Source organism: Microbacterium sp. Soil_C_42, assembly GCF_057656735.1.
Genome location: NZ_JBDGJU010000020.1, coordinates 35,029 through 60,222 on the forward strand (window position 1 = coordinate 35,029; position 25,194 = coordinate 60,222).

General features: G+C 69.9%; 21 protein-coding genes and 1 other RNA gene. 12 read left to right on the top strand and 10 right to left on the bottom strand.

Going from position 1 to position 25,194, the window contains the following annotated elements:
* Positions 1-12: 12 nt before the first annotated feature.
* Positions 13-660, bottom strand: coding sequence for an LPXTG cell wall anchor domain-containing protein (locus AC3A46_RS12725; RefSeq protein ID WP_487665510.1), 648 nt, complete (start codon positions 658-660; stop codon positions 13-15).
* A 161-nt stretch (positions 661-821) separates the two neighbouring features.
* On the opposite strand from AC3A46_RS12725, the gene rnpB reads away from it, so the two are divergent.
* Positions 822-1,189, top strand: an RNA gene (rnpB, locus tag AC3A46_RS12730) — RNase P RNA component class A.
* Between the two features lie 37 nt (positions 1,190-1,226).
* On the opposite strand, the gene ppgK is transcribed toward rnpB, so the two are convergent.
* Positions 1,227-1,991 (bottom strand): polyphosphate--glucose phosphotransferase, encoded by a 765-nt coding sequence (gene ppgK / locus AC3A46_RS12735; protein ID WP_487665511.1) that lies wholly within the window; start codon positions 1,989-1,991, stop codon positions 1,227-1,229.
* Between the two features lie 97 nt (positions 1,992-2,088).
* Between ppgK and AC3A46_RS12740 the strand changes: the two genes are divergently transcribed.
* From AC3A46_RS12740 to AC3A46_RS12750, 3 genes are read left to right on the top strand one after another with little or no spacing between them, the layout of a single operon-like run.
* Positions 2,089-2,316 carry an SPOR domain-containing protein gene (locus AC3A46_RS12740; RefSeq protein ID WP_487665512.1) on the top strand — a complete coding sequence of 76 codons (228 nt, stop codon included), beginning with the start codon at positions 2,089-2,091 and terminating at the stop codon, positions 2,314-2,316.
* Between the two features lie 59 nt (positions 2,317-2,375).
* Positions 2,376-3,713, top strand: a complete 1,338-nt coding sequence (glnA, locus tag AC3A46_RS12745) for a type I glutamate--ammonia ligase (RefSeq protein ID WP_056367346.1) — start codon at positions 2,376-2,378, stop codon at positions 3,711-3,713.
* A 13-nt stretch (positions 3,714-3,726) separates the two neighbouring features.
* Positions 3,727-6,729: a bifunctional [glutamine synthetase] adenylyltransferase/[glutamine synthetase]-adenylyl-L-tyrosine phosphorylase gene (locus AC3A46_RS12750; RefSeq protein WP_487665513.1), complete on the top strand. Its 3,003-nt coding sequence runs from the start codon at positions 3,727-3,729 to the stop codon at positions 6,727-6,729.
* A 25-nt stretch (positions 6,730-6,754) separates the two neighbouring features.
* Here AC3A46_RS12750 and AC3A46_RS12755 read toward each other — a convergent pair whose 3' ends face one another.
* Together AC3A46_RS12755 and glnA (AC3A46_RS12760) are read right to left on the bottom strand one after the other, a co-directional pair.
* Positions 6,755-7,300 carry a peptidase M23 gene (locus tag AC3A46_RS12755; RefSeq protein ID WP_487665514.1) on the bottom strand — a complete coding sequence of 182 codons (546 nt, stop codon included), beginning with the start codon at positions 7,298-7,300 and terminating at the stop codon, positions 6,755-6,757.
* A gap of 333 nt (positions 7,301-7,633) precedes the next feature.
* Positions 7,634-9,058: a type I glutamate--ammonia ligase gene (glnA, locus tag AC3A46_RS12760; protein WP_056367344.1), complete on the bottom strand. Its 1,425-nt coding sequence runs from the start codon at positions 9,056-9,058 to the stop codon at positions 7,634-7,636.
* 132 nt (positions 9,059-9,190) lie between these two features.
* Here glnA (AC3A46_RS12760) and AC3A46_RS12765 point away from each other — a divergent pair, with 132 nt between their 5' ends.
* On the top strand, positions 9,191-9,583 hold the full coding sequence (locus AC3A46_RS12765) for an RDD family protein (protein ID WP_487665515.1): 393 nt from the start codon (positions 9,191-9,193) through the stop codon (positions 9,581-9,583).
* A 54-nt stretch (positions 9,584-9,637) separates the two neighbouring features.
* Here the strand turns inward: AC3A46_RS12765 and AC3A46_RS12770 are convergent, their stop codons facing one another.
* Entirely contained in the window at positions 9,638-10,348 is a 711-nt protein-coding gene (locus AC3A46_RS12770; protein WP_487665516.1) for a DUF4191 family protein, read from the bottom strand.
* Between the two features lie 124 nt (positions 10,349-10,472).
* Here AC3A46_RS12770 and AC3A46_RS12775 point away from each other — a divergent pair, with 124 nt between their 5' ends.
* Positions 10,473-11,789 carry a hypothetical protein gene (locus AC3A46_RS12775; protein ID WP_487665517.1) on the top strand — a complete coding sequence of 439 codons (1,317 nt, stop codon included), beginning with the start codon at positions 10,473-10,475 and terminating at the stop codon, positions 11,787-11,789.
* Between the two features lie 19 nt (positions 11,790-11,808).
* Here the strand turns inward: AC3A46_RS12775 and sucB are convergent, their stop codons facing one another.
* The 3 genes from sucB to AC3A46_RS12790 all read right to left on the bottom strand — a co-directional run bounded on the left by sucB (position 11,809) and on the right by AC3A46_RS12790 (position 16,489).
* Complete coding sequence (sucB, locus tag AC3A46_RS12780; protein ID WP_487665518.1) at positions 11,809-13,569, bottom strand: 2-oxoglutarate dehydrogenase, E2 component, dihydrolipoamide succinyltransferase; 1,761 nt, start codon at positions 13,567-13,569, stop codon at positions 11,809-11,811.
* 62 nt (positions 13,570-13,631) lie between these two features.
* Entirely contained in the window at positions 13,632-15,005 is a 1,374-nt protein-coding gene (lpdA, locus tag AC3A46_RS12785) for a dihydrolipoyl dehydrogenase (RefSeq protein ID WP_487665519.1), read from the bottom strand.
* On the bottom strand, positions 15,002-16,489 hold the full coding sequence (locus tag AC3A46_RS12790) for a leucyl aminopeptidase (RefSeq protein WP_487665520.1): 1,488 nt from the start codon (positions 16,487-16,489) through the stop codon (positions 15,002-15,004). The genes lpdA and AC3A46_RS12790 overlap by 4 nt, the downstream gene beginning before the upstream one ends.
* Before the next feature lie 85 nt (positions 16,490-16,574).
* Between AC3A46_RS12790 and AC3A46_RS12795 the strand changes: the two genes are divergently transcribed.
* From AC3A46_RS12795 to AC3A46_RS12805, 3 genes are all read left to right on the top strand, one after another.
* Complete coding sequence (locus AC3A46_RS12795) at positions 16,575-17,495, top strand: proteasome assembly chaperone family protein (RefSeq protein ID WP_487665521.1); 921 nt, start codon at positions 16,575-16,577, stop codon at positions 17,493-17,495.
* 250 nt (positions 17,496-17,745) lie between these two features.
* Positions 17,746-19,086: an RNA polymerase sigma factor gene (locus tag AC3A46_RS12800; protein WP_487665522.1), complete on the top strand. Its 1,341-nt coding sequence runs from the start codon at positions 17,746-17,748 to the stop codon at positions 19,084-19,086.
* Positions 19,083-19,778, top strand: coding sequence for a coenzyme F420-0:L-glutamate ligase (locus tag AC3A46_RS12805; protein ID WP_487665523.1), 696 nt, complete (start codon positions 19,083-19,085; stop codon positions 19,776-19,778). The genes AC3A46_RS12800 and AC3A46_RS12805 overlap by 4 nt, the downstream gene beginning before the upstream one ends.
* A gap of 67 nt (positions 19,779-19,845) precedes the next feature.
* Here the strand turns inward: AC3A46_RS12805 and AC3A46_RS12810 are convergent, their stop codons facing one another.
* Positions 19,846-20,868: a sugar-transfer associated ATP-grasp domain-containing protein gene (locus AC3A46_RS12810; RefSeq protein WP_487665524.1), complete on the bottom strand. Its 1,023-nt coding sequence runs from the start codon at positions 20,866-20,868 to the stop codon at positions 19,846-19,848.
* 43 nt (positions 20,869-20,911) lie between these two features.
* Between AC3A46_RS12810 and AC3A46_RS12815 the strand changes: the two genes are divergently transcribed.
* Together AC3A46_RS12815 and AC3A46_RS12820 are read left to right on the top strand one after the other, a co-directional pair.
* Positions 20,912-21,637, top strand: coding sequence for an alanine racemase C-terminal domain-containing protein (locus tag AC3A46_RS12815; RefSeq protein ID WP_487665525.1), 726 nt, complete (start codon positions 20,912-20,914; stop codon positions 21,635-21,637).
* A complete protein-coding gene (locus AC3A46_RS12820; RefSeq protein WP_487665526.1) occupies positions 21,634-22,683 on the top strand; it encodes an alanine racemase in 1,050 nt (349 codons plus the stop codon). The genes AC3A46_RS12815 and AC3A46_RS12820 overlap by 4 nt, the downstream gene beginning before the upstream one ends.
* A 31-nt stretch (positions 22,684-22,714) precedes the next feature.
* Here AC3A46_RS12820 and AC3A46_RS12825 read toward each other — a convergent pair whose 3' ends face one another.
* Positions 22,715-22,933 (bottom strand): DUF7455 domain-containing protein, encoded by a 219-nt coding sequence (locus tag AC3A46_RS12825; protein WP_056367331.1) that lies wholly within the window; start codon positions 22,931-22,933, stop codon positions 22,715-22,717.
* 165 nt (positions 22,934-23,098) lie between these two features.
* Between AC3A46_RS12825 and AC3A46_RS12830 the strand changes: the two genes are divergently transcribed.
* Entirely contained in the window at positions 23,099-25,183 is a 2,085-nt protein-coding gene (locus AC3A46_RS12830; RefSeq protein WP_487665538.1) for a DNA gyrase/topoisomerase IV subunit B, read from the top strand.
* Positions 25,184-25,194: the final 11 nt, after the last annotated feature.

Consider the following 25,194-nt stretch of genomic DNA (forward strand, 5'->3'; position numbering starts at 1 on the left):
CGTCGAGGAACGTCAGCGCCGCGCTGCGCGCCGTCGCAGCAGGAACAGGACGAGCCCGGCGAGCACCACCGATGCTCCGACGGCTGCGATGGGCCCGACAGCGGCGGTCAAGCCGGTCGCCGGCAGAGCGGCCGATGCCGGCGAGGGTGAGCCCGGCGGATTCGCGTCGCACTGTGGCGTGGCCGGTGGGTACGACAACGGCACGACGACCGAGGGGTTGACCTCGATGGTGGCGGTGATCCTGCCGCGGGTCCACGCGAAGTTGCCGTCGATCTCGACCCACTGCCCGTTCTCGAATGCCCAGCCGGGCCATCCCGTCGCCTCACCCGCGGCGTTGACCGCGGCTCCGGGCCACAGCACCCGGCCCGCCAGCCTGCCGTCGACGAGCGTGCCCAGCGGGATGGTCGAGGTGTTGGTGCCATCGGTGAGGATGAGACTCGCTGAATTGCCCGTGACCTGCTCGTCGGGGTCGGTGAGCCTCACGTCGAAAGATATCCACGGCGCATCCTTGTCGCATACGCCGACGGCGGTCGAGCCGGCCAAGGTCGGCGTCTGACGCTCACTGGGCGTGTAATCCTCGGAATCTGCCTGAGCGGATGCCGGTGCTCCCAGCGCGACGAGGATCAGGACTGCGAGCACACTGAATGATGAACGCTTCACAACTGCCTCCCCAGAGGCTCGTGACCGGGCTCGGGTGGGCCCGGTGGACGATCCTCCTCCCCAGGAGGAGCGCGCGCGTGATTCTACTCCGACATTCAGCCGGGCGAAACCTCTCTCCCCACGCAAGCCTCGGGAGGATCGCCTAAGATCGGGCAAGCGAATGGGTCGGCTGGACGGTCGCGTCGCGAGCGGTTCGCCGCTCTGCGCCGAGGAACGTCCGGGCTCCACAGGGCAGGGCGGTGGGTAACACCCACCCGGAGCGATCCGCGAGACAGTGCCACAGAAAGCAGACCGCCCGGCTTCGGCCGGGTAAGGGTGAAAGGGTGGTGTAAGAGACCACCGGGGTCGTGGTGACGCGACCCGCACGGTAAACCTCGCCCGGAGCAAGGCCAGACAGGGGATGACGACGCGGCCCGCCGAGTCCCCGGGTAGGCCGCTGGAGCGGCACGGCAACGTGTCGCCGAGAGAGATGACCGTCCACGGGGCTCACGCCCCCGGACAGAACCCGGCGTACAGGCCGGCCCATTCGCCCTCTCCGTCGCCCGCGGCCGGCGCGGGCCGCCGTGTCAGCCGCGCGCGAGCGCCGCGGCGCCGATGATCCCCGCGTTGTTGCGGTGGACCGCCGGCACGATCGGCGTCGTGAGGTCGAGCAGGTGCAGGAACTTGTCGGCGTGCTTGGACACACCCCCGCCCACGACGAACAGGTCGGGGCTGAAGAGGAACTCGATGTGGCTGTAGTACCACTGCAGCCGCTTGGCCCACTGCTCCCACGAGAGGTCGTGCCGCTCCATCGCGGAGTACGCGGCGTATGCCTCGGCATCCTTCCCGTGCCGGGCACGTTGCACGTGACCGAGCTCGGAGTTCGGCACCAGCACGCCGTTGTACAGCAGCGCCGAGCCGATCCCGGTGCCGAGGGTTGTCAGGATCGTGAGTCCGGGACGGTCCTTCGCGGCGCCGTAGCGGACCTCCGCGACGCCAGCGACATCCGCGTCGTTCGCGAAGTGGATGTCGCGGCCCAGGCCGTCTTCGAAGAACTTCTCGGCGGCGAAGTCGATCCACGTGTCCGACACGTTCGCGGCCGACAGCGTGCGCCCGTTCTTGACGATCGCGGGGAAGGCGACTCCGAGCGCAATCGACCGGTCGTCGGCGACGCCGAGCGTCGACAGCACCTCCCGCACCGCGGCCAGCACGTCCGGCGGGTGCGCCCCGGCGGGAGTCGCGACCTTCACGCGGTCGCTGACGAGCTCGCCCTTGTCGAGATCGACGATCCCCGCCTTGATTCCGGTGCCGCCGATGTCCACGCCGACGGCGCGTGCCGCGTCAGATGCCATGTCGACAGCCTATCGACGCGGACGCCGTCGCCGACGAGGCGGGCGTCAGTAGGATCATGCTGACGGCGACCAGACCGCGATGCGAGGAGCGTGCACCATGACGAGCGGCAGCGAAAAGTACTGGTACAACCTCAAGACCGGCGAGGTCGAGAAGGGCTTCGAATCACCGGCCCCCGATCGCGCCGGCCCCTTCGACACTCCCGAGGACGCCGCGAAAGCTCCCGAGGTCATCAAGGAGCGCTCGCGCGCCTGGGCGGCGGAGGAGGCACGCGAGGACTCCTGGGGCTCCGACACGGTGTCCGGCGAGGGCGGCGACGACCAGTAGTCTGGCTTTCACCGCGGTCGTAGAGACGCCTCGGGGGATCCGGCACCGGAGAGGACGCGATGGACAAGCAGCGTGACTTCGTTCTGAGGACCATCGAAGAACGAGGCGTGAAGTTCGTACGGCTGTGGTTCACAGACGTGATCGGCACGCTGAAGTCCGTCGCCATCGCCCCCGCCGAGGTCGAGGGCGCGTTCAGCGAGGGACTCGGATTCGACGGCTCCGCCATCGAGGGTCTGACGCGCTCGTACGAGTCGGACCTCCTGGCGCACCCCGACCCGACCACGTTCCAGACCCTGCCCTGGCGCGGCGAGATCGATCCGACCGCGCGCATGTTCTGCGACATCACCACGCCCGACGGGCAGCCGGCCGTCGCCGACCCGCGCCACGTCCTCAAGCGGACGCTCGCGAAGGCCGCCGACGCGGGCTTCACGTTCTACACGCACCCCGAGATCGAGTTCTATCTGTTGAAGTCCTCGTCGTTCGGCACCGAGGGCCCCGAGCCGGTCGACTCGGCCGGCTACTTCGACAACGTGCCGGGCGGCACCGCCCATGACTTCCGCCGCCGTTCGGTCCGCATGCTCGAGGACCTCGGCATCTCGGTGGAGTTCAGCCACCACGAGGGCGGTCCGGGCCAGAACGAGATCGACCTGCGCTACGCGGACGCCCTCACCACGGCCGACAACATCATGACGTTCCGCACCGTCATCAAAGAGGTCGCGATCGAGCAGGGCGTCTACGCGACGTTCATGCCGAAGCCGATGACGGGCAAGCCCGGCAGCGGCATGCACACGCACATGTCGCTGTTCGAGGGCGACGTCAACGCGTTCTACGAAGAGGGAGCGCAGTACCAGCTCTCGAAGGTCGGCCGTCAGTTCATCGCCGGCCTGCTGCGCCATGCGAACGAGATCTCGGCGGTGACGAATCAGTTCGTCAACTCGTACAAGCGGCTCTGGGGCGGCGACGAGGCGCCCAGCTTCATCTGCTGGGGTCACAACAACCGGTCGGCGCTCGTGCGCGTGCCCCTGTACAAGCCCAGCAAGGGCCAGTCGTCGCGCGTCGAGTACCGCGCCCTCGACTCTGCCGCGAACCCGTACCTGTCGTACGCGCTCATGCTCGCGGCGGGCCTCAAGGGCATCGAGAACGAGTACGAGCTCCCGCCCGAGGCGGAGGACAACGTCTGGTCGCTGACGGATGCTGAGCGCCGCGCTCTCGGGTACGCCCCGCTGCCTGCGAGCCTCGACCACGCGCTGGAGTACATGGAGGAGTCCGAGCTCGTCGCCGAGACGCTGGGCGAGCAGGTCTTCAATCACGTGCTGCTCAACAAGCGCCGCGAGTGGCAGGAGTATCGCTCCCAGGTCACGCCGTTCGAGCTCAAGAGCAACCTCGAGCTGCTCTGAGACCGGCTGACGCATGTCTGCGAGCGACCGGCCGCGTTCCCTGACCCCGCTCGCCCGCCTCGGCTTCAGCCGCCTCACCGACGCCGAGGCGCTCCTCGCAGAACTGTCGGGGCTCATCGGCGCACCGCGGGACGCGCTGCTCGAAGGAGCCGTCGACGCGGCCGATCCGGACGAGGCGCTGCAGGCGCTGACGCGTCTCGCGCGTCGGGACGCCACGCCCGTCCACCGCGCCCGGGAACGGCCCGCGGCGTGGCGCGCGCTGTGGGCGCTGCTCGGCGCATCGACCGGCTTCGGAGAGTTCTTCTTCCGTCACCCCGCCGAGATCGACCAGCTCGCCGATGCGGGGGAGCGGCTGCCCACCCCCAACGAGCTGCGTGGGGAGCTGCTCGATTCGATCGGTGCGGTGGACGGGTTCGCCGCCGACGGCGGCGAGAGCGCCTGGGTCGCGCTGCGCGTGCGGTATCGCCGCATGCTCGCACGCATCGCCGCGTACGATCTCCTGAGCCCCGAACCGGTCGACGAGGTGGCAGCCGTGTCGGCACGGCTCGCGGATGCCGCAGGCGCGGCGCTCGAGGCATCCCTCGCGGTCGCCCGCACCCGAGTCTCGGGCGGCGCGGTCGGAGTCGGACTCTTCCCGCACGAGCAGGTGGCGCGTACGAAGCTCGCGATCATCGGCATGGGCAAGACCGGCGCCCGCGAGCTCAACTACGTCAGCGACGTGGACGTCATCTTCGTCGGAGGCGGAGACGACGACGCGGTCGAAGAGTTCGGCGAGAGCCGCATCGTGGACATCGCGACGCGGCTGGCGGTCCAGACGATGCGCGGCATCTCCGGCGTCGAGATCGAGCCTCCGTTATGGGAGGTCGACGCCAACCTGCGCCCTGAGGGCAAGCAGGGCGCCCTGGTGCGCACGCTCGACTCCCACCGGGCGTACTACGACCGATGGGCGAAGAGCTGGGAGTTCCAGGCGCTGCTGAAGGCTCGGCCCATCGCGGGCGACGCGGACCTCGCGCAGGCCTACATCGAAGCGGTGCAGCCGAAGGTGTGGACGAGCGCCGCGCGCGAGAACTTCGTCGACAGCGTGCAGCGCATGCGCGAGCGCGTCACCGAGCACATCCCGCCTGCCGATGTGCCGTACCAGCTCAAGCTCGGCCCGGGCGGCATCCGCGACATCGAGTTCACCGTCCAGCTCCTTCAGCTGGTGCACGGCCTCACGGACGACCGCATCCGCCAGCGCGGCACGCTCGAGGCGCTGGACGCCCTGGTCGCCGAGGGGTACATCGGCCGTGCCGAAGCATCCGCCTTCTCGCGCGACTACCGCGTCCTGCGGCTCCTCGAGCACCGCGTGCAGCTGCGGCAGCTGCGCCGCACTCATCTCATGCCGTCGCGTCCGGAGGAGCTGCGCGTCCTCGCGCGTGCGACGGGCCTCGCCGACACCGGCGAGGGGATCTGGGGCCTGTGGGAGTCGGTCAAGCGCGAGGTGCGCGACATCCATGTCCGGCTCTTCTACCGGCCGCTGCTCTCGGCGGTCGCGGCGCTCCCCGCCGATGAACGGGTGCTGTCGACCGCGCAGGCACACGACCGTCTCGCGGCCATCGGCTTCGCCGACCCCGCGGGGGCGCTGCGGCACATCGCTGCCCTCACCACCGGTCTGAGCCGCAAGGCGACGATCCAGCGCCACCTGATGCCCGTCATGATCCGCTGGTTCGCCGACGGCGTCGATCCGGATTACGGCCTTCTGGCCTTCCGCCGACTGAGCGAGCGACTCGGCGACACGCACTGGTTCCTGCGCATGCTGAGGGACTCCTCAGGGGCCGCGGAGAGCCTCTCCCGCGTGCTGTCGGGCTCCCGCTACGTCGGCGAGCTCATCGAGTGGATCCCCGAGTCCGCCGCGTGGCTCGACGACCCCGATCTGCTCCGTCCGCGCTCCGGTCTCGCGCTGCAGCAGGAGGCGCGGGCCATCCAGACCCGGCACAAGACTGTCATCGACGCGATGCGCGCGGTGCGGGCGCTCCGGCGCCGCGAGCAGCTGCGCATCGCGATGGGAGCGATCCTCGGCAGCGTCACGATCGAAGAGGTCGCGGACGCGCTCACGACGATCACCGATGTGACGATCCAGGCGACGCTGCGGGCGGTGCGCCGCGAAGTCGTGCCTCCGGAGGACGCGGCGCTCGACTTCTCCGTGATCGCGATGGGGCGCTTCGGCGGAGCGGAGCTCGGCTTCGGCTCGGATGCCGACGTCATGTACGTCTACCGCCCGAACGGCGTGGATCCGCAGCGCGCTCATGAGCTCGCCCTGAAGCTGGTCGCCGCACTGCGCACCCACTCCGAGGACCACCGCGTCCCGCTCGAGCTCGACGCCGATCTGCGCCCGGAGGGCCGCAACGGCCCGCTCGCGCGCTCCCTCGAGGCGTACGAGGAGTACTACCGGCGATGGGCGCTCTCGTGGGAGGCGCAGGCGCTGCTGCGGGCACGCGGCGTGGCCGGCAGCGTCAAGCTCATCGGCGACTTCATGAAGCTCGCCGACCGGGTGCGCTATCCCGAGAGCGTCGACCTCGCCGCCACCCGCGAGATCAAGCGCATCAAGGCGCGCGTCGAGAGTGAGCGCCTGCCGCAGGGCGTCGACCCCTCGCGGCACCTCAAGCTCGGCCCGGGCTCGCTCAGCGACGTGGAGTGGCTCGTGCAGCTCCTGCAGCTCCAGCACGCCCACGCGGTGCCCGAGATGCGCACGACGTCGACCCTCGGTGCGCTCCGCGCCGCCGAGGGCGCCGGGCTGATCCCCGCCGGCGCGGCGGACCGCCTGGCGGAGGCCTGGCGTCTCGCGAGCCGCCTCCGCTCGGCGAACACGCTCCTGTCGGGTCAGACGAGCGATGTCCTTCCCGTGGACCGCAAGAAGCTGGACGGGATCGGACGACTGCTGGAGTACCCGCCCCGTTCGGCCACACAGGTCGAGGAGGACTACCTGGGCACCACCCGCCGGGCACGTCGCGTCTTCGAGAAGCTCTTCTACGGCTGATCCGGATGCTGCGCCCCGCGGCCGTTCACGCGCCCGGGCAGTGCGGGATGCCGTCGATGCGGTCGCCCTCCAGCGGGTACCCGGTGACGGCCGCCACCACGCGGACCGCACGATCCCAGTAGCGGGCGTAGTGATCGGGGTCGGCGTTGATCTGGGTGCGGTGCGCGACGAGGGTCGGCTCCACCGCGGCCCGGTCGGGCACACGCTCTGCCATGGCGCGGTAGAACACCGTCGCGGCCGTGTACGGATCCAGGCGCGCTTCGCGCGTGCCCCAGGAGTCCTGCTGCTGGAAGAGGCCGATCGAGGTGGTACGGGAGCCGTCGGGGTTGGTCACGCCGCTCGTCTCCCAGTCGCCGTAGTCGATGTTGCGCAGCGACGACTCGCCCATCGCCGTCATGACGGCGATGGTCTGATCCCGCGCGTCGAATCCGAGGTCCCTGCCGGCGGCCAGGATCGTGCAGGCGTTCGTGAGCTGCTCGAACCGGTACCCGGCGACCGCGGGCTCGATGATCGGCGGCGGCGCGGGCGCACGATCGTCCGGAGCGAGTGCCATCTCGTCCGTCCAGGACATCCGGAAGCTCCCCGCGAGGACTGCCGCACCGACCAGGAGAGCGGCGAACAGGATCACCGGCAAGGCGATCGCCAGCGCGACGCCCGTTCGCCGGCCCCGCCGGCGGGCGTGTCGCTGCGGCCTGCGCCTGCGCGCCGGCGGCGACCGACGGGCGCTGCGCCGTCGTGTCGTCGCGGAGGTGCGGCTGGGCATCGTCTTCGCCTTCTGTCGGTACACGTTCCGGGCGCGGAGCGCTCGTTCAGCCTAGGCCGCGCCCCGTGCCGCGGCATCCTTCTCCCAGCGAACACGGAAGCGGGCCCCGGTCTCCCGGGGCCCGCTTCTGGTGCGGAAACGTCAGACGCCGAAGTACAGCTCGTACTCGAACGGGTGCGGACGCGCGTTGAGCGGCTGGATCTCGTTCTCGATCTTGTACTCGATCCACGTCTCGATCAGCTCGGGCGTGAAGACGCCGCCCTTGAGCAGGAACTCGTGGTCGGCGCGCAGCGCGTCGAGCGAGTCCAGCAGCGAGTTCGGCACCTGCGGGATGTTCTTCGCCTCCTCGGGGGGAAGCTCGTACAGGTCCTTGTCGACGGGCTCGTGCGGCTCGATGCGGTTCTGGATGCCGTCGAGGCCGGCCATGAGCTGCGCGGCGAACGCGAGGTACGGGTTGCCCGAGGCATCGGGGGCGCGGAACTCGATGCGCTTGGCCTTGGGGTTGGAGCCCGTGATGGGGATGCGGATGGCCGCCGAACGGTTGCCGGCCGAGTACACCAGGTTGACCGGCGCCTCGTAGCCCTTGACCAGGCGCTTGTACGAGTTGAGCGTCGGGTTGGTGAAGGCGAGCAGGGCCGGCGCGTGCGCCAGGATGCCGCCGATGTACCAGCGCGCGAGGTCGGAGAGCTGCGCGTAGCCCTTCTCGTCGTAGAAGAGGGGCTTGCCCTCGAGCCACAGCGACTGGTGCGTGTGCATGCCCGAGCCGTTGTCGCCGAAGAGCGGCTTGGGCATGAAGGTCGCGACCTTGCCCCACTCGTTCGCCACGTTCTTGACGATGTACTTGAACTTCAGGATGTCGTCGGCCGCGTGCACCATGGTGTCGAAGCGGTAGTTGATCTCCTGCTGGCCGCCGGTGCCGACCTCGTGGTGCGCGCGCTCGAGGAGCAGGCCCGACTCGATGAGGCGGAGGCTGATGTCGTCGCGGAGGTCGGCCGTCTTGTCGACGGGGGAGACCGGGAAGTAGCCGCCCTTGAAGGGGGTCTTGTTCGCGAGGTTGCCGCCCTCTTCGGCGCGGCCGGTGTTCCACGCGCCCTCTTCGGAGTCGACCGAGTAGAAGCTGGAGTTCTGCTTCACCTCGTAGCGGACGTCGTCGAAGATGTAGAACTCGGCCTCGGGCGCGAAGAACGCGGTGTCGGCGATGCCGGTCGAGGCGAGGTACTTCTCCGCCTTCTTGGCGACCTGGCGCGGGTCCTTCGAGTAGATCTCGCCGTTGCGCGGGTTGTAGATGTCGAAGACCATGATGAGGGTCTTCGCCTCGCGGAACGGGTCGAGATACGCCGTCGACACGTCCGGGATCAGCTGCATGTCCGATTCGTGGATGTTCGCGAAGCCCCGGATGGAGGAGCCGTCGAACAGCTGGCCGACCGTGAAGAACTCTTCGTCGACGGTGGAGGCCGGGATGTTGAAGTGCTGCTGCACGCCAGGAAGGTCCGTGAAACGGATGTCGAGGAACTTGACGTCCTCGTCCTTGATGAACTTCAGCACCTCGGATGAATCTTTGAACATGAAGACTCCAGAGGTAGGGCATTCGGATCCGCCCGTACGGGCCGGGCACTCTGGCAAGGTACCCGCAGGGCATTGCCCTCCAGTATCACCTGTGTTTCAGGGATGTTACGACGACCTGGGTACGCTGGGGAAGTGACGCAGAGCACCCAGGACTACCCCGGCGAACGCCTCGGACTGCCCCGCGAGGGCACCGGATCCATCGGCCGTCTGGGCCGCCGCATCGGCGCTCTCTGCCTCGATTACGGCGCCGCGTATCTCATCTCGGGCTTCTTCGGATGGGACCCGCTCGCGATCCTCGCGATCTTCGCCGCCATCCAGATCGTGTTCCTGCCGACGCTGCAGGGAAGCCCGGGCCACCGCGTCTTCGGCTTGCGCCTGGTGCGCCTCGACGGCGCGTGGGTGGGCCTGTGGCGGCCCGTCATCCGCACCGCGCTCCTGATCCTCGCGATCCCGGCGGTCATCTGGGACGCCGACCAGCGGGGCCTCCACGACAAGGCGGCAGGCACGGTGCTCGTCCGCTCGTGAGACAGAAGAACCCGGCCCGGCGTCTCCGCCGGACCGGGTTCACGCGCGATCGGCTCAGCGCGGACGCGGCGCGCGCACCTTCGTGGGGTCGATGCCCTTCGGGATCGGCAGCGATGTCAGCGACTGCGAGATCGATTCGATGCGCTTGATGACCGCGGCCATCGTGGCGCGGTCGATCTTGGTGGGCAGCGACTTGATGGTCGGCGCGAGCTTCGAGATCGGCGTCTCTCCCTCGCCGTGACCGACGTAGAGCACCGTCACGGGAACGCCCGACGCGACGCGCTGGATCTTCGAGCGCTCGTCATTCACCAGACGCGTGAGCCGCCCGCGGGCGCCTTCGCCCACGATCACGACGCCGCCGCGCCCGACGGCGCGGTAGACCGCTTCCTGCGTCTTGGGGTTGATGCCGACGGGCATCTCGCTGGCCTGCCACTTGCGGCCGAGCGAGGTCGACATGACGTGGCCGGTGGCCCCCGGCATCCCGTCGATCTTCTTGTACATCGCCCGGGTCGAAAGCCGGGTCATCGTCATCATCGACGCGAGGACGCCGAGCATGAGGCCGGTCACGCCCCACAGGATGACGCTCCAGACGGCGACCGGCGGGATGAGGAACCCGATGCCCACACCCACGGCGATGCCGAGGAGGAGGATGCCGACCAGGAGGAACGGCAGCCAGCGGAACTCCTTCTGGGTGAAGGTGTAGAGGGTGCGGATCTGGGAGAAGAATCCCGGGCCCTTCTCGGGGGCGGAACTGCGCGCGGCCATAGCTTCCAGCCTACCTTTTCGCGGGCCCCTGCTCGGCTCCTCCACAGTCGGGCACCGGCGCCGTTCTTCCACAGACGCCCGCCGGTCGGGGCCATCGCCTCTTGCACCATCGCACACTGGCATCATGACGACCGCCGACGGCTCGATCGGGAGCCGCTACCGCGCGATCCGCACGGTGCGCGCACGAGAGGACGGCCCGTGGCCGGGCACCCTCGTCCGCACCGCCGCCGGCGACGCCTGCGTGCTGGTCGACGCCGACGTCCTCGGCCCGCACTGGAGGGGATGGGATGCCGCGTCCGACGGGCACGTGCTGACTCCGAGCGACATCGTGCGACGCGTCGACGGCCACGACGTCGTGCTGCCGGTGTGCTCAGAGCGCCTCGAGGACTTCGTCCGGAGAAGGTCCGCCCGCATGCGCCTCAGCCTGGGCGAGGCCGTCACGCTGGGCGTGAGCGTGCTGCGCGGCTGCACCGAGGTCGCGAGCACACCCGATGCCGAGGGCGACTGGTGGCTCGACGATGCCGGCAGGCCGGTTCTGGCGACGGATGCCTCGGCTCGGCGCGTGTTCGAGGCATCCGCCGCCGTCCTCGAGCAGGTGAGCGTCGACCCGTCCGCGCAGCGCACCTGGCAGACCGCGCTGAGAGCCGTCACCGCGGAGCGCATCTCGGTCCATGAACTGGAGGCCGCGGAAGAGGCGCTGTTCGCCCTCGCCGAGGCAGAGCCCCTCAGCACCGTCAGCCTCAGCCCTCGCAGCGCGAGCGATGGAGTCGCACACCACGCGCACCAGGAGACGCGCCGGGCGACGGACGCACCGCACGACCCCGCACCCCGGTCGATGTGGCAGACGCTCGTGGCCGGCGTGGACGACGAGCTCTCCGACACCGTGTCACGGGCCACGACCGCGGTATGGCGCCGGCTGCGACGCACCGGCGGCACACCGAGATCCGGCACGCGACGCGCGCCGTGGCTGGTCGGAGGGGCCGTGGCGGCGGCGGTGCTGGCCGGCGGTGCGCTCTGGCCGACCGCGAGCGGAGTCGCCACCGATGCGAGACCGGGTGCTTCGCCGACCGCGACGCCCGGGTCGGCGGCAGCCGTCCCGGCGGATGCCGACCCGTCCGCGACACCCGGGAGCGACCCTCAACCCGGCGCGCCGGCCGACCTCGCCCTCCTCACCGGCGAGCTGCTGGACGCACGGATCGCGTGCGCAGGCGACGCCTCCTGCCTCACGACCGTGACGGTCGACGGGGCACCGCTATCCGGCGGCGCCATCGATCGCTCCGCGGCCGAGCGGACGGTCACGCTGCTCGACGACTTCGGCGACATCGCGGTGCTGCGGGTCGATGCGAACGACGGGTCCACGCCGTCGCAGATGGTGGTGATCCTGCGCAGAGACGAGAAATGGCTGCTGCGCGACGTCTCCGACGTCGCGCAGCAGCCCTAGAAGCGGGAACCGCTCCGGATCAGATGCCGAGCTGGCCCTCGAACGCGGCAGCCTCCAGGCGCGTCTTCACGGCGCCGAGGAAACGAGCGGCGTCCGCACCGTCGACGACGCGGTGGTCGTACGACAGCGCCAGGTAGACGTACGAGCGCACCGAGATCGCGTCCTTGCCGTCGACCGACACGACGCCGGGGCGCTTGACGACCACGCCGGTGCCGAGGATGGCGGTCTGGGGCAGGAACACGACGGGGGTGTCGAACAGCGCGCCGCGCGAACCGGTGTTGGTCAGCGTGAACGTGCCGCCCGCAAGCTCGTCGGGCTTCAGCTTGTTGTCGCGGGTACGCGCGGCGAGGTCGGCGATCTCGTGTGCGATCTGGGCGAGGTTCTTGCTCGCCGCGTCACGCAGCACGGGGGTGAGCAGGCCGCGCTCGGTGTCGACGGCGATCGACAGGTTCTCGGTCGCCGGGTAGACGATCTGGTCGCCGTCCACCGTCGAGTTGACGACGGGGTACGCCTGGAGCGCCTCGGCGGCGGCCAGCGCGAAGAACGGCAGGAACGACAGCTTGTCGCCGGTCTTGGCCAGGAAGTCGTTCTTCACCTTGTCGCGGAACGTCGCCAGCTTCGTGACATCGACCTCGACCACCGTCGTGAGCTGCGCCGTCGACTGCATGGACTCGACCGCACGAGAGGCCAGCACCTTGCGCAGGCGCGACATCGGCTGCGTCGTGCCGCGCAGCGGCGAGACCTCGAGCGGCGCGGGCGCGGCCGCAGCAGCAGGAGCTGCGGGAGCCGATGCGGCCTCCGCGGCCTTGAGCACGTCCTCCTTGCGGATGCGGCCACCGACTCCGGTGCCCTTCACCGAGCCGAGGTCGACACCCTGCTGCTGCGCCAGGCGGCGCACGAGCGGCGTGACGTACGTGATCCCGTCCTCCTCGGCGACGAGCGCCGGAGCAGCGGGGGCCGATGCGGCCGCGGGAGCCGGCGCCGGAGCTGCGGCCGGGGCGGGTGCCGCGGCCGGGGCGGGTGCAGCGGCCGGGGCGGGTGCAGCGGCCGGAGCCGGTGCCTCGGCAGCCGGAGCCGGTGCCTCGGCAGCGGGAGCCGGTGCAGCAGCCGGCGTCTCGGCGGGCGCGGCCGCGGCGGGCGCCGCGCCGGCCTCACCGATACGGGCGAGCGGGGCGCCGACGGCCACGGTCTCGTCCTCGGGGACCAGGATCTCGGTGAGCACACCGGCGAACGGCGACGGGATCTCGGTGTCGACCTTGTCGGTCGAGATCTCGAGGAGCGGCTCGTCCACGGCGACCTCGTCACCGATCTGCTTGAGCCAGCGGGTCACGGTGCCCTCGGTCACGCTCTCGCCGAGCTCGGGGAGGACGATCTCCTTCCCGTCGCCTGCGGGTGCGGCGGGCTGCTCGGCTGCCGGCGCCGGCGCCGCCTCAGCGGCAGCTTCCGCAGCCGGAGCCTCGGCGGCCGGAGCCTCGGCGGGGGCTGCGGGAGCGGCCTCGGCGGCAGCGGCCTCGGGGGCCGGGGCGGCCTCGGCGGCAGCGGAGCCGTCGCCGATCTTCGCCAGCACGGCGCCGACCTCGACGGTCTCGTCCTCCTGCACGAGGATCTCCTCGATCACGCCGCTGACCGGCGACGGGATCTCGGTGTCCACCTTGTCCGTGGAGATCTCGAGCAGGCCCTCGTCCGCCTGGACCGTGTCGCCGACGTTCTTGAGCCAGCGGGTGACCGTTCCCTCGGTCACGCTCTCGCCGAGAGCGGGGAGGACCACGGATGTGCTCATGAGGATGTCTCCTTCTGAAGAAATATCGGATCTAGCTTAGTGATGGGGCGCGGCCCGAAGGGTCACAGCGCGTGCAGGGGCTTGCCTGCGAGAGCGAGGAACGCCTCGCCGAGCGCTTCGGACTGGGTCGGGTGCGCGTGGATGAACGGCGCGATGTCTTCGGGGTGAGCCTCCCAGCCCACGACGAGCTGGCCCTCGGTGATGAGTTCGCCGACGCGGTCGCCGATCAGGTGGACGCCGAGGACCGGCCCCTCCTTCGCGCGCACGACCTTGACGATGCCGCTCGTGCCGAGGATCTCGCTCTTGCCGTTGCCCGCGAGGTTGTATTCGTACGCGACGATGCCCTCGGCGCCGTGCGCGTCGGCCGCCTGCGCCTCGGTAAGGCCGACCGACGCGACTTCGGGGTGGCTGTACGTGACCTTCGGGATGTGGGCGTCGGGAATGAGGACGGGGGAGAGTCCGGCGATCTCCTCGGCGACGAAGATGCCCTGCTGGAAGCCGCGGTGCGCGAGCTGCAGGCCAGGGACGATGTCGCCGACGGCCCAGACGTGGTCGACGCCGGTGCGCAGGCGCTCGTCGGCGATGACGAAGCCGCGGTCGATCGTCACGCCCGCCTCCTCATAGCCGAGATCCGCAGTCGCCGGGCCGCGCCCGACGGCGACGAGCAGGTAGTCGGCGGTGAAGGTCTTGCCGTCCTCGAGCGTGACGGTCACGGCGTCGGCGGTCTGCGTGGCGGTCTGGAAGCGCACGCCGAGCGAGTACTGGATGCCGCGTCGCCGGAACGCGCGCTCGAGGCCCTTGCTGAGCGACAGATCCTCGTTGGGCACGAGGTGATCGAGCGCCTCGACGATCGTGACGTCGGTGCCGAACGAGCGCCAGACACTCGCGAACTCGACGCCGATGACGCCGCCACCCAGGATCACGACGCTGCCGGGGACCTCGTCCAGCTCGAGTGCGTGCTCGCTGGTGAGGATGCGGCCGCCGAGCTCGAGGCCGGGCAGCGTCCGGCTGTACGAGCCGGTGGCCAGCACGACGTCGGTGCCGCGATAGAGGTCGTCGCCGACACGGACGGCCGGGCCGGCCTCGAGGCGCCCCTCGCCGTTCACCACGGTGATGCCGCGCGCCTTGACCAGGCCCTCGAGCCCCTTGTACTTCTTCGCGACGATGCCCTCACGGTACGCGCGGACGCCCGCGGGGTCGACGCCCTCGAAGGTCGCGCGGATGCCGATGGCCGAGGCATCCCGTGCCGAGTCGGCCACCTCGGCCGCGTGCAGCAGGGCCTTCGTCGGGATGCAGCCGCGGTGCAGGCACGTCCCGCCCACCTTGTCCTTCTCGACGAGGGCTACGGTCTTGCCGAGTTCCGCGGCGCGGAGCGCGGCCGCATAGCCGCCGCTTCCACCGCCGAGAATGACGAGATCGAAGGAGTGGTCGGTCATCGTGCCTCCTCATCGAGGTCTGCCAGGACGAAGCGGATCAGGCTGCGCACGGTGGCGGCAGTCGGTCCCTTGTCGGTGAAGCCGTACGGCGCGCCCTTGTGGGTCCCGCTGCCGGCGATGTCGAGATGCACCCAGGGGATTCGGGGCGCATCCGTCTCATCGGCCGTGCGGCCGACGAAGTGACGCAGGAACAGTCCTGCGAAGAGCGAGCCGCCCGCAGGGTCGCCGATCTTGGCGTTCTGCAGGTCGGCGATGGGGGAGTCGAGCTCCTCCGCCATGTGGGCGGGAAGGGGCAGCTGCCACGCGAGCTCGCCGGTCTCGGCGGCTGCGGCGAGGTAGGCGGCCACGGCTTCGTCATCGCCCATCACACCGGTGTGGCGCGTGCCGAGGGCGACGAGGATCGCCCCGGTGAGCGTGGCGACGTCGACGATCACATCGGGGTTCTCACGGCTGGCGGCGACCAGCCCGTCGGCGAGCACGAGACGGCCCTCGGCGTCGGTGTTGAGCACCTCCACGGTCGTGCCGTCGAGCAGGCGCAGCACGTCGCCGGGGCGCGTGGCGCGGCCCGACGGCATGTTGTCGGCCACGCAGAGCCACGCCGTCACCTTCACGGGAGCGCCGACGGACGCCACGGCGCGCAGCACGCCCAGGACCGTGGCGGCGCCCGCCATGTCGTACTTCATGCCGACCATCGAGGCGGCGGGTTTGAGCGACAGGCCCCCGGTGTCGAAGGTGATGCCCTTGCCCACCAGCGCGACGTGCCTGCGTGCGTCCGCGGGCGCGTACTCGAGGCGGACGAGGCGCGGCGGACGGTCCGATCCCTGCCCCACGCCGAGGATGCCGCCGAAGCCCTGCTCGCGCAGCGCCACTTCGTCGAGCACCTCGACGGTGACCGGCAGGTCCGCGACGGACTCGGTGGCGCGCTGTGCGACATCGGCGGGTCCGAGCCATTCGGCCGGGGTGTTGACGAGGTCCTTGACGAGGGCGACGGATGCCGCGGTCTCGACGACCAGCTTCAGCGCCGCGTCGTCCGGCTCGGCGCTGCCGTGGATGACCACGCGCTGCGCGCGCGGCTTCGGCGCCTCGGTCTTGTAGCCCTCGAAGCGGTAGCCGCCGAGGGCGGCGCCCTCCGCGGCGGCGGTCCACAGCGAAGGATCGGCGTACGGGGCGGCCACGGCGACCGTCGCGAAGCCGGTGATGGCGCGGATCGCCGCGCCCACCGCGTCGCGCAGGGTCGCGGCATCCGGAGCCGAACCGGTCCCGACGACGGCCAGCGGCAGCGTCGTCGCGTCCGGCGCGTACGCGCGCACCCAGGAACCCGCGGCGCCGGTGAAGCCCACCGCCGACAGCGCCTCGCGCAGGCCCGGCCAGTCGGAGAGATCCAGGGATCCCTCGGCGTCGAGCGGGGGGATCGCGAGGAGAAGAAGGTCGGCGTCGGACTCTCGGACAGGTGCAGTGCGGTACTCGAGGTCGGGGAACGACATGGTCTCCATCCTAGGGACGACGACTGTTCGCTCTGAGCGCGACCGACGCGACCCGACCTCGGCGGACGGCTCGTAGCATGGGTGCATGCCTTTTCCCGGCCCGCTGTTCGAGCGTGCGGCTTCAGCGCCCCCCGTCCCGCGCGGGTTGCCGCTCGTGATCGCCCTGACCGGGTTCACCGATGCCGGCAGCGCCGTGAGCCGCGTGATCGACTACTTCCGCGACGAGCTCTCGCCGTCGCCGCTTGCCGTGTTCTCCAACGACACGCTGCTGGACTACCGGGCGCGCCGCCCGGTCGTGTCCTTCGAGAAGGACCACCTCACCGACTATCGCCCCTCGCGCCTGGAGCTGTCGTTCGCCCACGACGCCCTCGGGCAGCCGTTCCTGCTGCTCGCCGGCTACGAGCCCGATTTCGCGTGGGATGCCTTCACCGAGGCGGTCCTCGAGTTCACGGAGGTGTACGGCGTCTCCACGGTGACGTGGGTCCACGCGATCCCGATGCCCGTGCCGCACACGCGGCCCATCGGCACGACGGTGAGCGGAACGCGGTCGGAGCTCACCGAGGCGCACTCGGTGTGGCAGCCCCACACCCAGGTGCCGGCGACGGCGGGCCACCTGCTGGAGTACCGCCTCGCGGCCGCGGGCGTGCGCGTCGCGGGTTTCGTCCTGCTGATCCCGCACTACCTCGGCGACACCGAGTACCCGGCGGCGGCTCTGGCCGCCCTCGACAGCCTCACCGTCGCGACGGGACTCGTGTTCGCGGGCGACGAGCTGCGTGAGGAGAACCGCGAGTACCTCGAGAAGGTCACCGAGCAGATCGAGGGCAGCGACGAGCTCGCGCGCATGGTGCAGGGCCTGGAAGAGCGCTACGACGCCTACATGGCGGGATCCACGCTGGCGACACCGATGATCCACACGGGCGATCTGCCCAGCGCCGATGAGCTGGCGGCCGAACTCGAGCGCTTCCTGGCGACGCGCCCCGGAGAGGACGACAAGCGCGGCTCGTGATCGTGCACGCCCCGCGCGTCGGCGGAATTCGACGCCGGTCCGGTGTGTTGACACCACCGATGGAGGTGCGCCGGTCTCAGCAGGGCGAATGCTGGCGGCGCACGGCAAGTATGAGATACTAGACGCTCTGACCCGTTGTCAACCGTCTTCGTGGGGCATCCTCTCGAAGACGTGGACTTGACAAGGGTCTTACTAGTGTCCGAAACCGACCGGAGAGGCGCAGGGCGCCTCGACCGGTGAAAGGCGAAACGTGACTCCAGGCACGAACACCAAGGCTCGCTCGGCCGCGAAGGACACCGAGACGGCCCAGGCGAAGACGGCGGCCCCCAAGAAGGCTCCGGCAGCCAAGGGCGCCGCGAAGGCCAAGGCCGCTCCGAAGACCGCGTCCAAGCGCGCGAAGAAGTCGGACGACGAGTTCGAGGACGACGTCGAGGAGCTCGACGACGACGTCGAACTCGAGGAAGACGGCGACGACACCGAGGGCGACACGGCGGAGGCCGGTGCGCCGGCCAAGGGCGCGAAGGCGCCGGGAGACGACGCCAATGCGACCGACGACGAGGAGGAAGAGGAGGAGAGCACCAAGCCGGCGTTCACCGAACCTCTCCCCACCGGCGCGATCGTGATCTCGTCGAGCGACGAGGACGACGTCCCGGTCTACTCGACCCAGATCACGGGCGCGACGGCCGACCCGGTCAAGGACTACCTCAAGCAGATCGGCAAGGTGCCGCTGCTGAACGCGGCCGAAGAGGTCGAGCTCGCGATGCGGATCGAGGCGGGTCTGTTCGCCGAAGAGAAGCTGTCGCACATGTCGGCGGCCGAGAAGACCTCGCAGCTCGGACTCGACCTGCAGTGGGTCGCCCGCGACGGCCAGCGCGCGAAGAGCCACCTGCTCGGCGCGAACCTGCGCCTCGTGGTGTCGCTCGCCAAGCGCTACACCGGCCGTGGCATGCAGTTCCTGGACCTCATCCAGGAGGGCAACCTCGGTCTCATCCGCGCGGTCGAGAAGTTCGACTACACCAAGGGCTTCAAGTTCTCGACGTACGCGACGTGGTGGATCCGTCAGGCCATCACCCGCGCCATGGCCGACCAGGCGCGCACGATCCGCATCCCCGTGCACATGGTCGAGGTCATCAACAAGCTCGCCCGCGTGCAGCGCCAGATGCTGCAGGACCTCGGTCGCGAACCCACGCCCGAGGAGCTCAGCCGCGAGCTCGACATGACCCCCGAGAAGGTCATCGAGGTGCAGAAGTACGGCCGCGAGCCGATCTCGCTGCACACGCCTCTCGGCGAGGACGGCGACAGCGAGTTCGGTGACCTCATCGAGGACACCGAGGCTGTGGTCCCCGCCGACGCGGTGGGCTTCACGATGCTGCAGCGTCAGCTCGAGTCGCTGCTCGACTCCCTGTCGGAGCGCGAGGCGGGCGTCATCCGCATGCGGTTCGGCCTCGGCGACGGCCAGCCGAAGACGCTCGACCAGATCGGCGACACGTTCGGGGTCACCCGCGAGCGCATCCGCCAGATCGAGTCGAAGACGATGGCGAAGCTGCGGCATCCGTCCCGCTCGCAGTCCCTCCGGGACTACCTCGAGTGAGCGAGGCGAACGCCGGCAAGGCGCTCACCGTCCAGGTCGAAGGCTCGTCGTTCGCACGCATCCCGATCCGCACGCGGGTCGTGATGCCGGGCGACGACCTCGACGCGTTCGTCCGCGAATACGCGACCGACGTCGTGCGCGAGGGCGACCTGCTGTTCGTGACCGAGAAGATCGTCGCGATCACGCAGGGTCGCTCGTACCTCGTGGATGACATCACGCCGCGCAAGCTGGCGCGCTTCCTCTCGAAGTACGTCACGCGCACGCCCTACGGCATCGGCCTGGGCATGCCCGAGACGATGGAGATGGCCCTGCGCGAGTGCGGCACGATCCGCATCCTGTTCGCGGCTGCCGTCTCCGCCGTCACCAAGCTGTTCGGGCGCAAGGGCGACTTCTACCGCATCGCCGGCGACAAGGCCCGGGCGATCGACGGACCGACGTCGGGCACGATTCCGCCGTACAACAAGGCGGTCGTGCTCGGACCCGAGCGCCCGCGCGAGGTCGCGACGCATCTCAAGGCGCTGCTGGGCGGCGTACCCGAGGTGGCCGTGGTCGACATCAACGACCTCGGCGGCAACATCCTCGGCTCCACGCTCGACAAGGGCGAAGAGAAGCGCCTCGTCTCGATCCTCAAGGACAACCCGCTGGGGCAGGGCCACCAGTCGACCCCGCTCGGGATCGTCCGCAGGATCTGACGGACTCAGCACGAAGGCGCGGCATCCTTTCGGATGCCGCGCCTTTCGCGTATGCGGTGAGTCCGCCTCAGAACCCGATCGCCGCGCGGTACCGCGGCTTGTGACCGGTGCGGATGCCGGTGACGCTCGGCTTGTTCTCATAGACACCGGCGCCCCAGTTGCCCTCGACGAGCACCGGTCCGTCCGGCGTGACGACGATGTCCCAGCCGACGTACTGGATCTGCGGCACGACTCGGGCCACCTGGTCGACGAACTCCTTGACCTGGTCGATCATCGGCAGCTGGAAGTCGGCGATGACGAAGCCGCTGTCGGGGTGCTTCTCGTGCACATGGCTGTGCGAGTCGTAGCCCGGTCCGACCGCATGACCGTTCTCGTCGAGCATCGTGTAGAAGCCGCCGAACGTCATCTGGTCGCTCACGGCTCCGCGTCCGAACTTCTGCGCCATCGCCAGGATGTGGGTCTTCTCGCCGTCGAAGAATGCGGTGACACGGGTCGTGTTCACGGTTCCCGGGCACACCGCGGCGAGGTCGGCGTGCTGGCGGATGACTTCCTCGATGAGCAGCTCGCCGCGGGAGAGCAGTCCGCGGTGGAACTCGTCCCAGTCCGAGACGTCGGCGGCGTGGTAGCGGTGCACGCCCGTGCCCGCCTGGCCCACCGGCTCCTTGGTGACGATCGTGCCGTGCTTCTCGGCGAAGGCGCGCACCGCGTCGGCGTTGCCCTCCTCGACCACCATCCAGTCGCGTCGCAGGAACGCGCTGAACGTGCGGTCGAACTCGACCTTGTCCTGGAACAGGCCGCGATAGTCGGGGTGATCGTACTTCTGCGAGATCTCGTTCGACACCGGGTGCGTCATATAGGTCGCCCGCTCGGCGCGGTTCAGGATGGCGAAGTCGTAGTCGACGTAATCCTGGAAGCCGACCTGCCGGAACCCGGCCGACCACAGCATGTCGACGAGGACCGCGGGGGTCCACTTGCCATGCGCGTGCGCGGTCTCTTTCGCGCGCTCCAGCACGGATCCGACATCGATGCGACGGACGCGCCAGGCGAGATAGCGAAGACGGTTCGAGAGGGCGAGGCCCTGAGAAGACATGCGTGCTCCGGGTTCGGTTCGGGGACCCCGATAGTCTAGAGGCGTGAGTTCCGCGATCCCTGGGCACGACCACGCCGTGCCGGGATCAGGCCCTCGCAGCGCCCCCGTCGCGCGGATCTCGCGGTCCGTGCTGACCGCGAACGCGCGCACCGCGTGGGATCGCGGCATCCGTTCCTACGACGCGTCGATCCTCGAAGCGGATGCCTGGGGCCACGGCGTGGAGCTCGTGCACGACGTGATGGCGACGGTGGGCCTCGAATCCCGAACGCACCATGTCGACCTGAACACGGGCGACTCGGCGCCGGTCGCGTCACGGACCGACATGCTCTCGGCGGCGGCGTTCTTCGGGCTCCCCGGTGCCGAGCACCCCGCCGTGCCCGCCCTGCGGCTGACGGGGACCGTGCTCTCGGTGAAGGACCTCCGCGAAGGCGAGGGCGTGTCGTACGGCTACGCGTACCGCGCGCCCGCGGACACGCGCGTCGCGCTCGTCACAGGCGGCTACGCGCAGGGCATCGTGCGCGCCCTCGGCGGCGCGGTGGGCGTCGCGATCGCGGGGGAGAGGCACCCCGTCGTCGGACGCGTCGCCATGGACGTCTGCGTGGTGGACATCACGGAAGCCGCGGTCCGGCGCGGCGACGAGGTCCTGTTCCTCGGCGACCCGGCGCAGGGCGAGCCGTCGCTCGTCGAGTGGGTGCGCGCGGCGGGGCTCACCCCCGGCGAGCTTGTCACCATGGTCGGACTGCGCGCCGGCCGCGAGGAGACCCCATGAGCGCGCTCCTCCATGTCGACCTCGACGCCCTGGTCGCGAACATCGCGAAGGTGAGGGCGACGGTGTCTCCCGCTGAGCTGATGCTCGTGGTCAAGGACGACGCCTACGGCCACGGCCTGGAGCCCGTCGTGATGGCGGCGGCCGCCGCGGGCGTCAGCTGGTTCGGCGCTTTCGACGTGCGGACGGGCTGCGCGGTGCGAGAGGCCGTCGGCGACGATGCCCGCATCTTTGCGTGGATCGCTGCCTCGAGCGATGACCTCGAGGCGGCCGTCGCGGCGCGCATCGACCTCGGCATCGGCGACGCCGCCCTGCTGGAGGAGCTCGCAGAGTCCGCCCGCGATGCCGGTGCCTCGGTGCGCGTGCATCTCAAGATCGACACCGGACTGCACCGCAACGGCGTGCGGCCGGAGCAGTGGCCGGCTTTCGTGTCGCGCGCCGCAGGCCTGGAAGCGGACGGCCTGATCGAGGTCGCGGGAGTCTGGAGCCACATCGCCGAGGCCTCCGACTCCGAGGACGACGACGCCCGCGCCGTCTACGAGTGGGCGCTCGACCAGGCCACGGCTGCCGGTCTGCGCCCCGTCATGCGTCACCTCGCCGCGAGCGCCGCATCGTTCGCCCGCCCCGAGTTCCGCTACGACATGGTCCGCGTGGGGGCGTTCTGCTATGGCATCCGCTCCGCCGGGGGACCCTCTGCCGATCGCCTGGGCCTGCGCCCGATCGGCCGGCTCGACGCGGACGTCGTCGAGGTCGGCGAGCAGTTCGTCCGCATCGATCTCGGCGCACTGCACGGTCTGCCGTCATCGCTCCAGCGGCGCGCCACCGTCGGCACACCGGCGGGTACGCGCTCTCTCGTGGCCGTCGGCGGAACGCAGTCCCTGGTCGCCGCCTGGCCGGACGCGGTCGTCGGCGACGTCGTCACGGTCTACGGAGCGGGCGTAGGCGGCGAGAGCACGGCCACGGATCTCGCCGAGATCATCGGCACGATCGGTGAAGAGATCGCCGTGCGCGTGTCACCCCTCGTGCAACGCAGATACACCCGCCGCTGAAGCGACGGGTGCGAGTCTGCCGAAGCGGCGCCTACTCGGCCAGGCGAGCGGTCTCGTCGTGCCACGAGGTCGCGATGGCGCGGAGCTTCTCTTCGTACTTGCGGCCGTGGTGGGCGCAGAAGAGCAGTTCGCTGCCGTTGACCTCGGCTGCGATGTAGGCCTGTGCGCCGCACGAATCGCAGCGATCCATCGCCGTGAGGCGGTGTTCGAGGACGGCGCCGGTCTCGGTCGGTGTCGATAGCGTGTTCATCTCGGTGCCTCCTCGTACTGGTAGAACTCTCTTCCGGTCATGAAATACAACCACGCCGATGTTTCGAGAATGCCGCGAAGAGACGACATTTCGCTGAGCGCGTACGTCTGCCGGCCCTGAAGCGTGTCTGTGCGGGGCTGTGGGGCGCCCCGATTACGATGGGAGATTGTGACCTCCGAGTACTCCGCCCATCATCTCCAGGTGCTCGAAGGGCTCGAGGCGGTCCGCAAGCGCCCCGGCATGTACATCGGCTCGACGGACTCGCGCGGCCTCATGCACTGCCTGTGGGAGATCATCGACAACTCCGTCGACGAGGCACTCGCCGGCCACGGCTCGCGCATCGACATCGTGCTCCACGCCGACGGCAGCGTCGAGGTGCGCGACCGAGCCCGTGGCATCCCGGTCGACATCGAGCCGCGCACGGGGCTGACCGGCGTCGAGGTCGTCTTCACCAAGCTCCACGCGGGCGGCAAGTTCGGTGGCGGCTCGTACGCCGCATCGGGCGGTCTGCACGGCGTCGGGGCATCGGTCGTCAACGCGCTCTCGGAGCGCCTCGACGTCGAAGTCGACCGCGGCGGCAAGACGTGGGCCATGTCGTTCCACCGGGGCGAGCCCGGTGTCTTCGCGAACGGCAGCCCCGATTCGGGCTTCACCCCGTTCGAGGAGCGCAGCGAGCTGCGCGTGGCGGGCCGCGCCGCGAAGGGCGTGACCGGCACGCGCATCCGCTACTGGGCGGATCGTCAGATCTTCACCAAGGACGCCGCGTTCAACCTGCAGGAGCTCGAGCAGCGTGCGCGCCAGACCGCGTTCCTGGTCCCGGGCCTCGAGATCGTCATCCGCGACGAACGACCCGGCACCGAGACCGGCGAGCCTGTGGAGACGAGCTACCGGTTCGACGGCGGCATCTCCGAGTTCGCCGACTTCCTCGCCCCCGACTCCGGCGTCACCGACACGTGGCGCCTCACCGGTGAGGGCAGGTTCACCGAGACCGTCCCGGTGCTGCAGCCCTCGGGCGCGATGGTGCCGACCGAGGTCGAGCGCGAATGCCACGTCGACGTCGCCGTCAGGTGGGGCACCGGCTACGAGACGGTGTCGCGCTCGTTCGTCAACATCATCGCCACGCCCAAGGGGGGCACGCACCAGCAGGGGTTCGAGCAGGGGCTCATGAAGGTGCTGCGCGACCAGGTGGCGCAGAACGCGCGTCGGCTGAAAGTCGGCGGCGACAAGCTCGAGAAGGACGACATCCTCGCCGGGCTCACCGCCGTGCTGACAGTGCGCGTGGCCGAGCCGCAGTTCGAGGGTCAGACCAAGGAGGTGCTCGGCACGCCGGCGGTCCGCCAGATCGTGTCGAACGTCGTCACGCGCGAACTCACCGCGCGCTTCACGTCGCCCAAGCGCGACGACAAGGCGCAGACCTCGCTGCTGCTCGACAAGGTCGTCTCCGAGATGAAGGCGCGCATCTCCGCGCGCACCCACAAAGAGACGCAGCGCCGCAAGAACGCACTCGAGTCTTCGTCGCTGCCGGCGAAGCTCGCCGACTGCCGGTCGAACGATGTCGCCGAGTCGGAGCTGTTCATCGTCGAGGGCGACTCCGCCCTCGGCACCGCGAAGCTCGCACGCAACAGCGAATTCCAGGCGCTGCTGCCGATCCGCGGCAAGATCCTCAACGTCCAGAAGGCATCGATCAGCGACATGCTGTCCAATGCCGAGTGCGCTGCCATCATCCAGGTGATCGGCGCCGGCTCGGGCCGATCGTTCGACCTCGAGACCGCCCGCTACGGCAAGATCATCCTGATGAGCGACGCGGACGTCGATGGCGCACACATCCGCACGCTCCTGCTGACCCTGTTCTTCCGGTACATGCGACCGCTCATCGACGAGGGCCGCGTCTACGCCGCCGTCCCGCCGCTGCATCGTGTGGTCGTGATGAACCCCGGCTCCAAGCCCAACGAGACGATCTACACGTACTCCGAGGCCGAGCTGCACGGGCTCCTCACGAAGCTCACGAAGGCCGGCAAGCGCTGGCAGGAGCCCGTCCAGCGCTACAAGGGTCTGGGCGAGATGGACGCCGACCAGCTCGCGACCACCACCATGGACAGAAACGGCCGGACGCTGCGACGCGTGCGGATGCAGGATGCCGAGGCTGCGGCCTCCGTCTTCGAACTGCTCATGGGCAACGACGTGGCGCCGCGCAAGGAGTTCATCATCGACTCGAGCGACCGGCTGGTGCGCGAGCGCATCGACGCGTGATCTGATCGCCC